At 66.0% G+C, this 13548-nt stretch carries 12 protein-coding genes; 5 read left to right on the top strand and 7 right to left on the bottom strand.

Annotation, left to right across the window (positions count from 1 at the left end; translation table 11 throughout):
* Positions 1-3: 3 nt before the first annotated feature.
* Complete coding sequence (locus ICJ04_RS16470; protein ID WP_188325248.1) at positions 4-618, bottom strand: DUF4126 domain-containing protein; 615 nt, start codon at positions 616-618, stop codon at positions 4-6.
* A gap of 218 nt (positions 619-836) precedes the next feature.
* On the opposite strand from ICJ04_RS16470, the gene ICJ04_RS16465 reads away from it, so the two are divergent.
* From ICJ04_RS16465 to ampE, 5 genes are all read left to right on the top strand, one after another.
* Positions 837-1574: a DUF6776 family protein gene (locus ICJ04_RS16465; protein WP_188325247.1), complete on the top strand. Its 738-nt coding sequence runs from the start codon at positions 837-839 to the stop codon at positions 1572-1574.
* 4 nt (positions 1575-1578) lie between these two features.
* Entirely contained in the window at positions 1579-2049 is a 471-nt protein-coding gene (locus ICJ04_RS16460) for a polymer-forming cytoskeletal protein (protein ID WP_188325246.1), read from the top strand.
* 31 nt (positions 2050-2080) lie between these two features.
* The gene (gene erpA, locus ICJ04_RS16455) at positions 2081-2470 is read left to right on the top strand and encodes an iron-sulfur cluster insertion protein ErpA (protein ID WP_188325245.1); all 390 of its coding nucleotides are present in this window, start codon (positions 2081-2083) and stop codon (positions 2468-2470) included.
* Positions 2471-2540: 70 nt separating this feature from the next.
* The gene (gene nudC / locus ICJ04_RS16450) at positions 2541-3443 is read left to right on the top strand and encodes an NAD(+) diphosphatase (protein ID WP_188325244.1); all 903 of its coding nucleotides are present in this window, start codon (positions 2541-2543) and stop codon (positions 3441-3443) included.
* A gap of 9 nt (positions 3444-3452) precedes the next feature.
* Entirely contained in the window at positions 3453-4340 is an 888-nt protein-coding gene (gene ampE, locus ICJ04_RS16445; RefSeq protein WP_188325243.1) for a regulatory signaling modulator protein AmpE, read from the top strand.
* A gap of 136 nt (positions 4341-4476) precedes the next feature.
* Here ampE and ICJ04_RS16440 read toward each other — a convergent pair whose 3' ends face one another.
* The 6 genes from ICJ04_RS16440 to ICJ04_RS16415 all read right to left on the bottom strand — a co-directional run bounded on the left by ICJ04_RS16440 (position 4477) and on the right by ICJ04_RS16415 (position 13523).
* Positions 4477-4902, bottom strand: a complete 426-nt coding sequence (locus ICJ04_RS16440; protein WP_188325242.1) for a DUF2752 domain-containing protein — start codon at positions 4900-4902, stop codon at positions 4477-4479.
* Between the two features lie 50 nt (positions 4903-4952).
* Positions 4953-5231 (bottom strand): CD225/dispanin family protein, encoded by a 279-nt coding sequence (locus tag ICJ04_RS16435; RefSeq protein ID WP_188325241.1) that lies wholly within the window; start codon positions 5229-5231, stop codon positions 4953-4955.
* A gap of 32 nt (positions 5232-5263) precedes the next feature.
* On the bottom strand, positions 5264-5554 hold the full coding sequence (locus tag ICJ04_RS16430; RefSeq protein ID WP_188325240.1) for a CD225/dispanin family protein: 291 nt from the start codon (positions 5552-5554) through the stop codon (positions 5264-5266).
* 183 nt (positions 5555-5737) lie between these two features.
* Complete coding sequence (locus tag ICJ04_RS16425) at positions 5738-7624, bottom strand: MFS transporter (RefSeq protein WP_188325239.1); 1887 nt, start codon at positions 7622-7624, stop codon at positions 5738-5740.
* Between the two features lie 477 nt (positions 7625-8101).
* Positions 8102-10285: a YccS family putative transporter gene (yccS, locus tag ICJ04_RS16420; protein WP_188325238.1), complete on the bottom strand. Its 2184-nt coding sequence runs from the start codon at positions 10283-10285 to the stop codon at positions 8102-8104.
* A gap of 115 nt (positions 10286-10400) precedes the next feature.
* Positions 10401-13523, bottom strand: a complete 3123-nt coding sequence (locus ICJ04_RS16415; protein WP_188325237.1) for an efflux RND transporter permease subunit — start codon at positions 13521-13523, stop codon at positions 10401-10403.
* Between the last annotated feature and the right edge of the window lie 25 nt (positions 13524-13548).

Raw genomic sequence — 13548 nt, 5'->3', positions numbered from 1 at the left:
GGATTATGCGGCAGGGCCTGTGCGCGAGATATCGCGATGCCCGCCCGTCAACCAACGTACACCCTTCCACAAGGCGCGCCAGACCAGCCACACCGCCAGGGCACCGGCCAGGCTGCAGGCCAGCACCACGATCAATGCCAGCCAGGGATGGGCCAAGGCCAGTGCCAGACCGCCGACGACAAGGGTGTCTTCGGCCGCCGAAGCGACCCAGTTGCTGGCGGGCTCCGGCGAGGTGTTCAACAAGGCGCGGGTGCCGGCTTTGAGGCCATGGCTGGTCAACGCCACCGCTGCGCCCGCAAGCAGGGTGCCGTTACCGAGGTCGCCATCCGGCGACAAGGTGGCTGCGGCGAGGAATGCGCCAGCAGGCACCCGCGCCAGCGTCTGCAGCAGGTCCCAGGCCGAATCCACGCCGGGAATCTTGTCGGCGAAGAATTCGGCGACGGCCAGGACGGCGGACGTGCCGAGCACCCAGTACGATTCGGTGGCCTGCAGCGCCGGCGGCAGGTCGACCCAGCCCAGCAGCCCGGCCAGGCCAACGCCGAATACGGTCAGGTAGACGCGGATGCCAGCCAGCCAGGCCAGCAGGATCCCGATCACGAACAAGTGGGCGTCGGTCATGGCACAGGCTCCAAAGGAAAGCTCGGTCAGAGCGGCGGCTGGCCACCCCGAAGGGGCCGCTCGCCGGAAGGCTGCACTATCAGCGAAGGCGTCGCTGAATGCCACAGGCGGGCAGTCGGCACGGGCGGAGCGCTGCCTGCGTCCTGAACTACAATAGGCGCGACTGACTGCCTGACGCCGTGCCTGCCCTGCGCAGCGCGCAGCCCCGGAGACCTGCCATGAACCATCGACCGCCTTCGCGCGTCCAGATCCGCCTGCCGGGCCATGCCGCCCCGGGTCCCCGCCGTCCGTGGCTGCTCGTGGCGGTCGGCGTTGCCGTGCTGCTGCTCGTCGGCCTGCTGGGTTTCTGGCTGGGCCGCCCCGGTGGTGAGGTCGGTGACACCCTGCAAGGGACGCAGAAACGTGCCGATGCCTTGCAGCAGGAGTTGGTGGAACTGCGCCAGCGCCAAGCCACGCTGGAAGCCTCCGATCGGATCAGCCGTGCCGCCAACAACGAAGTGCAGGCATCGCTGGCCGAGCGCGACGAGGAAATCGCGGGCCTGCGCGCCGATGTGGCCTTCTACGAGCGCCTGGTGGGGGCCACCAGCCAGCGCAAGGGACTCAATACGCATTCCATCGAGTTCCGCTCCGAAGCGGCCGGTACGTATCAGTACACGGTGGTGCTGACCCAGAACCTCAACCGGGGCGCTATCAGCCAGGGTCAGATGCGTTTTACCGTGGAAGGCGTCAAGAATGGACGTCTGGCCACGGTCAGCTGGGATGACCTGCACCAGCGCAGCAAAGTGCCCGGACAGGAGTATTCCTTCCGGTACTTCCAGCAGTTGAGCGGCAGCGTCATCCTGCCGTCGGACTTCACCCCGCAACGGGTGAAGGTCACACTGGGTAGTGGAACGGGGGGTTCCACGCAGGTATTCGACTGGAAACAGGCCGGTGCACCGGCCACGAACGGGGAGTAGGACAATGTTTGGAAGCAGCAAATCCAGCCGTGATGGGCAGTTGGTCGTCGATGCATTGATCGGCAGCCAGGTGGTGATCCGCGGTGATGTGGAATTCAGTGGTGGCCTGTATGTGGAAGGGCGTATCCACGGCAAGGTGATCGCACAGGAAGGCGCCAGCGCCGCCAATCTCACGCTGGCCGAGAACGGGGTCGTCGAAGGCGAGATCCGTGCCCAGGTGGTGGTGATCAGCGGCCGGATGGACGGTGACGTGCATGCGACCGAGCGCGTCGAGCTGACCCCGAGCGCGCGGGTGAACGGCAATGTGCACTATCAGGTCGTGGAAATGGCGGCGGGTGCCCAGCTGAACGGTCGGCTGATCCATTCCAGCGCCCCGATGGCCGCGCTGCCGCCGCCGGAAACCGGCAAGGATGAGGCCGCATCCGGCAAGGGCGACACCGCTGCCCGCCGCAAGCTGGCCGAGGCCATGGCTTGAAAGCCGACCCCCGCGGCCCCATGCTGAAGCCATGAGCACGTTGATCTCCCTACCCGGCACTGCCGCTGCAGCGCCGGGCTATCAGTCCCTCGACCGCCCGTTGAACTTCACCGAGTCCGCTGCGGCGAAAGTGCGCGAGCTCGTCCAGGACGAAGGCAATGCCGATCTGGCGCTGCGCGTCTATATCCAGGGCGGTGGCTGCTCCGGTTTCCAGTACGGGTTCGAGTTCGATGAGAACCGCGCCGAGGATGACCTGGCCGTGCAGACCAGCGGCGTCACCCTGCTGGTGGATCCGCTGAGCCTGCAGTACCTGATGGGCGCCGAGGTTGATTACACCGAGAGCCTGACCGGCGCGCAGTTCGTGATCCGCAATCCGAATGCGAAGACCACCTGCGGCTGCGGTAGTAGTTTCAGCATGTAAGGGCACGGGGCGGCGCGTAAATGCGCTGCCGCGACTTGCCAGCCGCAGCCCATGCGTTCAGGCTTGGCAGATGCCTACCCATCTCTCGCCGCTGTCCGGTTTTTCCTTTGTCGATGAGCCGCTGGAGCGCGCTGATGCCCTGCGTGCCGATGCCGATGCCCTTGCGCGTCTTTGGCCCGATGCACGCATCCTGATCCTGGACCGCGACGGCACGGCGTTCACCGGCGCTGACGACCAGCCGTTGCCGCTGACCGGTGCCGATCTGGGCGGTGGTCCCGGGACGGCCATCTTCCTTGGCCTGCGTGGTGCGCAGGCGTGGTTTTCGGTAGAAGCGGCGGCGCTGGATGTGACCGCACCGGGGCGCATGGACCTGCGCCAGGCTGCGCTGTCGTGGTCGATGGGGGATGCGACCGCCTTCAGTTACGCGCGCGGCATGTCGTACTGGCATTCGCGCAATCGCTTCTGCGGTGTCTGTGGTGGCGAAGTGCGTTTCGAACGGGGGGGCTTCGTCGGCCGCTGCCAGCAATGCGCGGTGGAGCATTACCCGCGCGTGGACCCGGCAGTGATCGTCGCCGTGCAGAACCGCGGCCGCCTGCTGCTGGGTCGCCAGGCGAGCTGGGCGCCGCGGCGCTATTCGGTACTGGCCGGTTTCGTCGAGCCGGGCGAATCGCTGGAACAGACCGTGGTGCGCGAAGTCTTCGAAGAGAGCAAGGTCAGGGTATCGGCGTGCCAGTATCTCGGCACCCAGCCGTGGCCGTTCCCGGGTGCGCTGATGGTGGGCTTCAGCGCACAGGCCGAGGATGACGCGCCGGAAGTGGACGGTGAGCTGGAAGACGCACGTTGGTTCAGCAAGGAAGAGGTCGGTGCCGCGATCGCCCGCGACGTGCACGATGACGGTGACGGCATCCGCCTGTCACCCCCGATCTCGATCTCGCGCAGCCTGATCGAGCACTGGTACCGCCAGCAGCCCTAGGAGCGTCGCATGTTCACCACGCTGGTTGCCGTACTGGTCGCGTTGGCCCTGGGCCATGTGGTCCCCGCGTTTGCGTCACGGCTGCGGCGCTTTGAAGGCTTCCGCCACTGGCTGACATGGCTGGGTGCGCATGCGGGACCGGCATGGCCCGGCCCGGCCGGCGTGGCATTGGCCGTCGTGCCGCCCGTGCTGCTGCTGGCCCTTCTGGCCTGGTGGCTGCATGACCGGCTGTATGGACTGCCCGCGCTGCTGCTGGGCATCGCGGTGCTGTGCTGGTGCTGGGGGCCGCGTGATCTGGATCGTGATGTCGAGACGATCATCGATGCCGATGAGGCCGCCGTGCGTCACGCCGCCTTGCAGAACCTGCAGTCGGCGGGCGGCAGCCTGCGCGACGATGTGCCTTCGCTGGTGGACGCCACGGTGTACAACGCCCTGCGTCGCTGGTTCGCGGTGCTGTTCTGGTTCCTGTTGCTGGGCCCGGCCGGTGCGTTGGGGTATCGCCTGTTGGCGCTGATGGCCATCAGCCCGATGCGCGCACGGGTGCCGCCGGACACCTTGGACGTGGCGCAGCGCGTCCTGGGCTGGCTTGAATGGCCGGTCGCACAGGTGATGTCGCTGTCGATGGCGTTGGTGGGCAACTTCGACACGGCGTGGACCGCATGGCGTCAGGCACATGGCGAGCGCTGGCGGCGCGATGTGGGGTTCCTCGGCGCCGTGGCGCGCGCCAGTGTCAGTGCCGAGCTGCGCGAAGAGGCCCACGATTACACCGATATGGGCCTGCTGCCCGTCTGGCAGCGTCTGCCCGAACTACGCGACGCCATGAGCCTGGTCTGGCGGATGCTGCTGCTGTGGCTGGCCGTGCTGGCGCTGCTGGTGATCGCCGGCTGGATAACCTGACAAACAAGGGTAGAGCCGACTTCAGTCGGCTGGCTGTCCAATCAGCCGACTGAAGTCGGCTCTACCAGGGAATCCTGCTGTGGCTGTCCAATCAGCCGACTGAAGTCGGCTCTACCGGGGGACCGGTGCATCCGGCTCACCCGGGCGCAAGCGCCATGAACGGTGCCGACGGCAGGTTGCGCAGCACCGCATACCCCAGCAGCAGCACAAGCCACATCATCGGATTGGCCAGCATCCGTATCAGCGGATCAAGCACGCGCATGCGCACGCCGGCCCCATTGAGCAGCATCAGCAGCAGGAACGGCAGACTGATCACCAACAGCGGATTCATGGCCATCGCGCCGGCGAGGTCGCCGTGGACCAGCGAGTAGAGGCAGCGCGTGCTACCGCAGCCGGGGCAGTACAGGCCGGTCAGCGCGTAGAGCGGGCACGAGGGCAGAGGATTGCCATCGGCATAGGGGTTGACGTGGTGCAACACGACGGCAGCGCCAGCCGCCAGCGCAACGGCCGTGCCCAGCGGCAGCCAGCGTTGCAGAGACGGTGGTAGGACAGGCAACGGCATCGCTCGTGCAGGGAACGGGATCCGGCATGTGCCGGACCCCGTCGATCCGCTTAGTAGCCGCTGTTGCTCAGCGCGCCCATGCCGCCGAGGGCAACCACGAAGATCGCGTACAGCACCAGCACGACGACGCCGGCGATGGCAGCCCACATCGCGAACTTCTTCGCCTTGTCCGAGGCTTCGCGTGCACCGACGATGTCGCCGGCAGCAATCTTGCCGTTGACCTGCGCGGCAAAGACGATCGACACGATGCCCAGCGGCATGCAGCAGAAGAGGGTGGTCAGGATCGCCCAGACGAGGTGGTTCGGGATCTGCGGGTTGACTGCATTCATTGCATAAGCTCCTTGGGATGGTGGGTGGTGACTCAGTTACCGGAGAGGGCGCCCAGCGCAGCGATGCCGCCGAACAGTCCGAACCACAACAGCAACAGGACCGGCAGCGCAGCAGCCGAGGCTACTGCCCACCATCCCGCCCTGCGCGATGCGTCGTGTGCGCCCACGAGGTCGCCCGCAGCGCGGCGACCATCGACCTGGGCGGCATAGACGATCGACACCACGCCCAACGGCAGGCAGCAGAAAAGCGTCGACAGGATCGCCCAGACCAGATGGTTCGGGACGAAGACTGACGAGGTGCCCAGCGGTGGTGGGTGATTCAAGAGCGAGACTCCGTTCCATGGTGGCCGGCAGGATCAACGGCGTGCCGGTGCGCCCCCCTGTGGCTGGGTAATCTACAGCAATGAACGACAGGTGTATGCGTCTTCGGTCTGTTTTCTGGAACCGATTACATCGATCCCGTCGCGGACAGACCCACCACGAGGGTGGGGCGTCACGTCGATGGCTCAGGCGTTGTCCCCGCGGAGCGCCCGCACCTGCGCTTCCAGCAGGTCGGCGTTGGTCGTTGCGCCATCCACGGCAGACGCGGCCGCGACGTCGATCGTCGCGCGGAACCGCCGTGGTACGCGCATGCGGCCAAGGCGGCTGTCGCGCCGGCTCCACATGCTACTCCACATGCCGCGCAGCGCCATCGGCACCACCGGTACGGGACGGCGCTTGAGGATCTTCTCCACGCCACTTTTGAAGGCCGTCATGTTGCCATCCCGGGTCAGCGCACCCTCCGGAAAGATGCACACCAGTTCGCCTTCGGCGAGCGCCGCATCGATCTCGTCGAACGCGCGCTGCATCAGGGCAGGGTCCTCCTTCGCACCGGCAATCGGGATGGTCTTGGCGGTGCGGAAGATCCAGCTCATCACCGGGATGTTGAAAATGCGGTAGTACATGACGAAGCGCACCGGCCGCGGGATGCTGGCCGAAAGAATGAGCGCATCCAGATAGCTGACATGGTTGCAGACGATCAGCGCCGGGCCCTCGTCCGGCACGCTCGCCTCGATGCCGTGCGGACGCAGACGATACAGCACGCGCACCATCAACCAGCTGAGGAAGCGCATCAGGAACTCGGGCACGATCGTGAAGATGTAGATCGCCACCAGCGCATTGGCGACGCCCAGTGCCAGGAACAGCTGCGGGATCGTGATGCCCGCGGCATGTGCCGCCAGCCCAACGCCCGCCGCGGCGACAATGAAACCCGAGTTCTGGATGTTCAGGGCAGCGAATACACGCGACATCTCCGACTTCGGCGTGCGGCTCTGGATCAGTGCGAACAAGGGCACCACGAAGAAGCCGGTGAACAGGCCGATGCCGAGCAGGTCGATGATGATGCGGGTACTGCCGGCCTGCTGGACGAACTGGATGACGGACAGACCTTCCGCCGTGGCCTCACCGGCCCGCGCGAAGTACAGGTCGAGCAGGAAGGCGGTCATGCCGAAGGCACCCAGCGGAACGAGTCCGATCTCCACCCGTCGCCCGGACAGCTTCTCGCAGAGCAGCGAACCGACACCGGTGCCGACGGAGAACAACGCGAGGGCGAAGATGTACAGGGTGGGCTCGCCACCGAGGTTGGTGACCGCATAGGTCGGCAACTGCGATGTCAGCACCGTGCCGACGAACCAGAACCACGACACGCCGAGGATGGCGTTGCGCACGGCCTTCTGCTTCTTCGCCATGCGCAGCACGGCCAACGACTCCGGAAGGGGATTCCAGTTGATCTTCAGCGTGGGATCGCCCGCATCCACCTTGGGAATCATCCGCGCGCACAGGTTGCCGCAGACGGCGAGGGCGATCACTGCGGTTGCGGCGACCACCGGGCCGTGGCTGCCGGCAAGGGTGAAGATCAACCCCCCGACGATCATGCCGGTCAGGATCGACATCGAGGTGCCCATTTCAACCAGCCCGTTGCCACCGGTCAGCTCTTCCGGCTTCAACACCGACGGCAGTACCGAATATTTGACCGGACCGAACAGCGTGGATTGCAGGCCCGTGCAGAACAGCGCCACCAGCAGCACCGGCATGCTCTGGGTCAGGAAGCCGGCCGCGGCCAGCGTCATGATCAGGATCTCCATGGTGGTGGTGATCACGATCAGGCGGGATTTCTCCAGCTTGTCCGCGATCTGCCCGGCCAGCGCAGAGAACAGGAAGTACGGCAGGATGAAGATGGCCGGTGCCAGCGTGGTGTACAGCGAGCGTTCGTCGGCGGATACGCCGAGATAGAACAACAGGCCGATGATGGCCTGGCGGTACACGTTGTCATTGAATGCGCCGAGCGACTGCACGATGAAGAATGGCAGGAAGCGGCGCTGACGGAGCAGGTTGAACTGGCTGTGGCCTGACATGGAAACTCCCTTCGGACCGGCGGAAGCCTAGCATCCGGCGCGTAACGGATGCTTGCCTGCGGCGGGCTGGACGAAGGCAAGTGCAACGTCAACGTCAGCGGCGACAGGGCTGCGTGCCGGCGGGGCGGGGTGGGTTGACGGGGGACGGCAAGGGCCGCATCCATGCGGGCCTCGTTTCGTGCCATCCATGGCACTCAACGCCCCCGCCAACCCATCCCGCCCCACCCTCGACAGGTTCATGGCGGCTCTGGGTTTACATCGGTAGCGCCGACCCATGGTCGGCGAGCGCAGCGCGCCGTTGGCGGAAACATTCCGCCGAGCACGGCTCGGCGCTACCGATCCGCATGCCACGACAGGTTTCGCGGCCCCCATGGACCCCGCATGGATGCGGCCCTTGCCGTCCCCCGCCCAGTCCCACCGCCCGGCCACCAGCTTGTATCTGCGACAGCCGCGAGGGGGGCCCGACCCGTTCGCCGATCACGACCGCACCGGCACCCGCACCGCCTCGTTCGCTGCCGCCCGCAGCTTCGGCAGCAATCGCAACGCCAACGCTACCTGCGTGCGGATCAACTGCAGCTTCGGCGGCATCGCATCGTCGAACTGCTCCAGCTGCTCGGCAATGGCGCGGTCGTTTTCATTGTCCGCATCGCCGATCTGCTCGCGCTCGGCCAGTGCACGCGCCAGCTGCTGCAACCCCTGTTGGACCCGCTCACCGGCGGACAACGCCAGCGGGTCCTGGGCGAAGCTGTCCACCTGATCGCGATGTGCGCCCAAGGCCGAGAGATGCCCGAGCAGCGTGTTGGACAGGGCAAGGAACCGGAAACTGGCATCCAGATTACGGCGGACATGGCCGGGCTCGCGCAGCATGTTGGACAGCGCCGTGGACAGGGCCGCATCCGCGTTGTGCATGTCGCGGCGTGCGATGCGGTAGGCCAGGTCATCGCGCATGCCGCTGCGGTACTGGCCCAGCACGGCCTCCAGATAGCGCGCAGCACTGTCCAGGACGCGCGCCAGCACCTTGTTGAGCTGGCGCCCCTGCCAGTCGGGGAGGATCAGGAACGCGGCGGCTGCGGCAATGGCGCAGCCCAGCACCGTATCGACCATGCGCGGCACGATCAGCAGGAAGCCGTCACCGATCAGGTTGAAGCAGGTCAGGGCCATCACCGTGATCGCACCGGAGGCCATCAGGTAGCGGTCGGTACGGGTGAAGAAGAACAACAGGGCGGACAGCAGCGCAATCAGCAGTTGGCTGTGCAGGTCCTGGAACAGCTGCAGCAGGGCCCACGTCAGCACCAGGCCGACCAACGTGCCGGCGATGCGTTGCGCCAGCCGCTGCCGGGTGGCGCCGAAGTTCGGCCGACAGACGAACACGATGGTCAGCAGCACCCACGATCCGTTCTGGAAGTTGAACAGGGAAATTGCAGCGAAGCCGACGATCAGGGCGATCGCCATGCGCAGACCATGGCGGAACAGCACCGAGCCGGGTGTCAGCTGCTGACGCAGCCGCGTGCCCATTTCGCGCAGCGTGTGGGGGTTGTTGTCGCGCAGGCGGGTGTCGACGTTATCCAGGGTGGCGTCGGAGTTTTCGGCATCCAGCAGGCGGCGGCCGATGCTCTGCAGGTTGTTCACCAGCAGGTCCAGCGAGGCCAGCAGGCGGCGCCACTGCGGGCGATCCTGACCACGCAGGAACGCCAGCGAATCCACCAGATCGCGCGCTGCCTGTTGGTTGCTGTCGCCGTACACGAAGGGCCGGCGAACGCGGATCGCTTCGCCCAGTCGCGCGCAGGCTTGCCCCTGCAGGTCCAGCAGGCGCTGGCAGCGGTACAGCACATCACTGTGGAAAAACGCATCCACCAGCGCGCCGTATGGGTAGTGCGATGAACTGGCGCGCTCGTGGAAATCCTGCGCGGTGTAGTACAGCCGCAGGTACAGGCCGGAGTTCACCGCCGGCCTGCCGGAGCGTCCGAAGCGGGCCAGGATCGCGGTCTTGGCGACGTTCAATGCATCCACCACACGGCGGTTCTGCTCGGCCAGCGCCAGCTGACGCCGTTGCAGGTCGGCTTCGCGTACCGGCTCAAACAGCGTGGCCTTCAACTGCAGGTAACGACCCAGTTCCACATACAAGCGGGCCACGCGCTCGCGCACCGGACGGTTGGCGAACAATGCCGTCCACAGGATCGACAGCAGGCCGTACCACGTGGCGCCTGCGAGCAGATGGCTGACGGCCTCCAGTGACGTGCGCCAGTCCTGCGCACCGTGGTGCTCGAGCCCGATCATCGTGTAGATGGCCAGCGTCACGGTCGCTTGCGCGATCGACGCATAGCGCTCACCCAGGCCACCCAGCAGGGTCAGCCCGAAGGTGGACAGGGCCAGCGCACTGATGAACAGCCACGGTACCGGGAACAACCAGACCACCGCCGCGGCGGCCAGGCAGAAGCACAGCAGTGACAGCACGACGGCCTTGGTGCGGCCCCACGCGTTGTCATCCGTCTCCGCGATCGCACTGGCGATGATGCCCAGGAACACCCCGGGCAACGCCGTGAGCGCATCGAAATGCCAGCACACCGCCATCGCCGCGGTCAGGGCGATGAACACCCGCAGGCCATAACTGGCCTTCTCGTGCGCCCACAGGCGGCTCAGACGGGATTCTCGGGCAGGCATGCGGACCCAGCAACAGAAGCAGCCTCCATTATCGTGAAAAAAGGGGACGGAGGGGATTAAGTCGCATTCGGCCGCCTATGGTCGAATGCGACTTAATCCCCTCCGTCCCCTTTTTTCAGGCGCGGGCGGCGCGTTTGAGCTGCTTCTTCTCGTGGCGGCGGGTGCGCCAGCTGCGCCAGCGTTGGGCCAGGCACGAGAAGATCACGTACAGCGCCGGGGTGCTGAGCAGGGTCAGGCTCTGCGAGAACAGCAGGCCGCCGATCATGGCGATGCCCAGGGGGCGACGCAGTTCGGAGCCTTCGCCGATGCCGATCGCCAGCGGTACCGCGGCCAGGATCGCCACCATGCTGGTCATCATGATCGGGCGGAAGCGCACGATGCTGGCTTCGCGGGCAGCTTCCAGCGCACTTTTGCCGTGCTCGCGCTGCGCGACGACGGCGAAGTCGATCATCATGATCGCGTTCTTCTTGACGATACCGATCAGCAACACCAGCGCGATCATCGAGATCACCGACAGTTCGGTGTTGGTGCCATACAACGCCAGCAATGCGCCCACCCCCGCAGCGGGCAGGGTGGACAGGATCGTCACCGGGTGGATCAGGCTTTCGTACAGCATGCCCAGCACCAGGTACACCGTCAGGATGGCGGCGATCACCAGCACCAGCATTTCCATCGGGTCCGAATCAAAGCTGAAACCGCCGCCCTCGGCCAACCGGATGTCACCGGGCATGCGCATGCCCGCAACAGTGCTGTCGATGATTGCCTTCGCCTCGCCCATGCTGGTACCGGGCGCCAGGTTGTAGCTCAGCTCCATCGTGGTGTACTGGTTTTCATGGGTGATCTGCGAAGGCGCCAGCCCCGGTACCTGCTCGGCTACGGCGGTGATCGGCACCATCTGGCCATTGCCTGCGCGCACGTAGACCTGGTCCAGTGCACCCGGCGTTGCCGTCTGTTCCGGCAGGGCGTTGACCACCACGCTGTATTGGTTGATGTCCGAGTAGATCGTGGAGATCTGGCGCTGGCCGAACGCGCCGTACAGCGCGCCGTCGATGTCGCCCACCGAAATGCCCAGGCGTGCCGCCTTGGCGCGGTCGATCACGATGTTCTGGCGCAGTCCCGCCTCGTCCACGTCGGTGCCGACGTCGGCCAGCTTGGGGTTCTTCTTCAGCACGGCCTGCAGCTTGGGCAGCCATTCCTGCAGTTGCGCCAGATCGTTGCCCTGCAGCGACACGCGGTACTGCGCGCCCTGGCTTGAACCACCGCCGTCGCCGCTGGGCAGATCCTGGATCGCACGCAGGCGCAGTTGCAGGTCCGGGTAGCGGTCGGCCTTGGCGCTGAGCCGTGCCAACGCCTGCGCGGTGGTCTCGCGGCGTCCGTCCTTGCGGGCCTTCAGCTCGATGTTGAACTGCGCGCTTGAGCCCTGCCGGCCACTGCCCAGGCGCACGCCGACGGTCTTCACCGCCGGGTCGGCCATCAGCATGTCGGTGATGCGGCGCTGACGGTTGACCATGTCTTCGAACGACACCGTCGCGCTGGAGTTCGCGCGGCCCCAGATCAAGCCGGTGTCCTGCGCCGGGAATGCGCCCTTCTTCACCGCACCGAACAGGAACACCGTGGCGGCGATCAACAGCAGGGGGGTGAGCGACAGCAGCAGGGCGTGGCGCAGCGAGAAGTCCAGCATGCGGGTGTAGATCCGCAGCATGCGGTCGTGCCCGGCATCCAGCCAGCGGCCGAAGCGGCTCGGCGTGCCCGCATCCGCGTGCGGGTCGAGGAAGCGGCTGCACAGGGCGGGCGTCAGGGTGAGGGAGATGATCATCGACACCACGATGGCCGCCACCAGGGTGACGGTGAACTCGCGGAAGAACGCGCCCATCATGCCCTTGGCGAACAGCAGGGGAATGAACACCGCCACCAGCGAGGCGGTGATCGAGACGATGGTGAAGCCGATCTCGCGTGCACCGGTGAAGGCGGCCTGCATGCGCGGCATGCCCTCGTCCAGGTGGCGCATGATGTTCTCGATCACCACGATCGCATCATCGACCACGAAGCCGATGGCGATCACCAGCGCCAGCAGGCTCAGGTTGTTCAAGGTGAAGCCGAGGGCGTACATCACCAACGCCGCACCGGCCAGTGACAACGGCACGGTGACAGCGGCGATCAGGGTCGGGGCCAGCCGGCGCAGGAACAGCGCCATCGTCAACACCACCATCGCCAGTGCGATCAGCAGGGTGATCTGCACTTCATGCAGCGACCCGCGGATGGTCGGCGTGCGGTCGAAGTATGGGGTGAGCGTGGTGCCCGGCTGCAGGTAATCGCGCAGCGTGGGGATCTGCTCCTTTACCCGGTCCACGGTCTCCACGATGTTCGCCCCTGCACGGGTGAACACATACATCACCACGGCGGGTTTGTGGTTGAACCACGCGGCCTGGTACGCATCCTGCTGGCCGTCGTACACATTGGCGACATCCTGCAGGCGGATCACCCGGCCGTCTTCGCCGGTCTTGATGATCAGATTGGCGAAGTCGGCGGCGCGTGCCACCGAATCGTTGGCGATGATCGCGGTGGTGGTGTTGCCGTCGCTCAGGAAGCCGGTGGGCGAGGTGACATTGGCAGCGCGCACGGCGTTGCGCAGATCATCGGCCGTCAGCCCGAGGGCGTTCATCTGGCGAAGGTTGACGTCTACGCGCACCGCAGGCGTGGAGGCACCGGCGATATCCACCGACGACACGCCGGTGATCTGCCGGATGCGTTGCGCCAGCAGCGAGTCGGCCACGTTGTAGAGATCGTCGGCGGACTGGGTTTCAGAGGTCAACGCAATGGCGATGACCGGATCGTCGTTCGGGTTGGCCTTGGAGAACATCGGCGAACCCAGCCCGGACGGCAGGTCGGCCTGCGCTGAATTGATGGCGGTCTGCACATCCAGCGCGGCCGAATCGATGTCGACGTCGCTCTGGAAGATCATGAACACCAGTGAGCTGCCTTCCGAGCTCGACGAGCGCATGCGGTCGATGCCCGGTAGCTGGCCCAGGTGGCGTTCCAGTGGCGCGGTGACCGTGGAGGCCATGGTCGATGCATCGGCGCCGGCCTGGTTGGCGTGCACGAAAATCACCGGGATCTGGATGTTCGGCAGCGCCGACACACCCAGCTTCAGGTAGCAGATCAGGCCGATGATGAACAAGCCGATCGCCAGCAGGGCCGTGCCGATCGGGCGCCGGATGAAGGGGCCGGAGATGTTCAACGTGCGGCTCCCGCCGTGCGCGTCG

This window comes from Stenotrophomonas sp. 169 (assembly GCF_014621775.1).
Taxonomy (GTDB): Bacteria; Pseudomonadota; Gammaproteobacteria; order Xanthomonadales; family Xanthomonadaceae; genus Stenotrophomonas.
This window is presented reverse-complemented; position numbering and strand designations above follow the sequence as displayed.

Coding starts and splice junctions, on each gene's coding strand:
- ICJ04_RS16460 (WP_188325246.1), top strand. CDS start 1,579: ATGTTTGGAAGCAGCAAATCCAGCCGTGATGGGCAGTTGGTCGTCGAT.
- ICJ04_RS16465 (WP_188325247.1), top strand. CDS start 837: ATGAACCATCGACCGCCTTCGCGCGTCCAGATCCGCCTGCCGGGCCAT.
- yccS (WP_188325238.1), bottom strand. CDS start 10,285: ATGCCTGCCCGAGAATCCCGTCTGAGCCGCCTGTGGGCGCACGAGAAG.
- ICJ04_RS16435 (WP_188325241.1), bottom strand. CDS start 5,231: ATGAATGCAGTCAACCCGCAGATCCCGAACCACCTCGTCTGGGCGATC.
- erpA (WP_188325245.1), top strand. CDS start 2,081: ATGAGCACGTTGATCTCCCTACCCGGCACTGCCGCTGCAGCGCCGGGC.
- nudC (WP_188325244.1), top strand. CDS start 2,541: ATGCCTACCCATCTCTCGCCGCTGTCCGGTTTTTCCTTTGTCGATGAG.
- ICJ04_RS16470 (WP_188325248.1), bottom strand. CDS start 618: ATGACCGACGCCCACTTGTTCGTGATCGGGATCCTGCTGGCCTGGCTG.
- ICJ04_RS16440 (WP_188325242.1), bottom strand. CDS start 4,902: ATGCCGTTGCCTGTCCTACCACCGTCTCTGCAACGCTGGCTGCCGCTG.
- ICJ04_RS16425 (WP_188325239.1), bottom strand. CDS start 7,624: ATGTCAGGCCACAGCCAGTTCAACCTGCTCCGTCAGCGCCGCTTCCTG.
- ampE (WP_188325243.1), top strand. CDS start 3,453: ATGTTCACCACGCTGGTTGCCGTACTGGTCGCGTTGGCCCTGGGCCAT.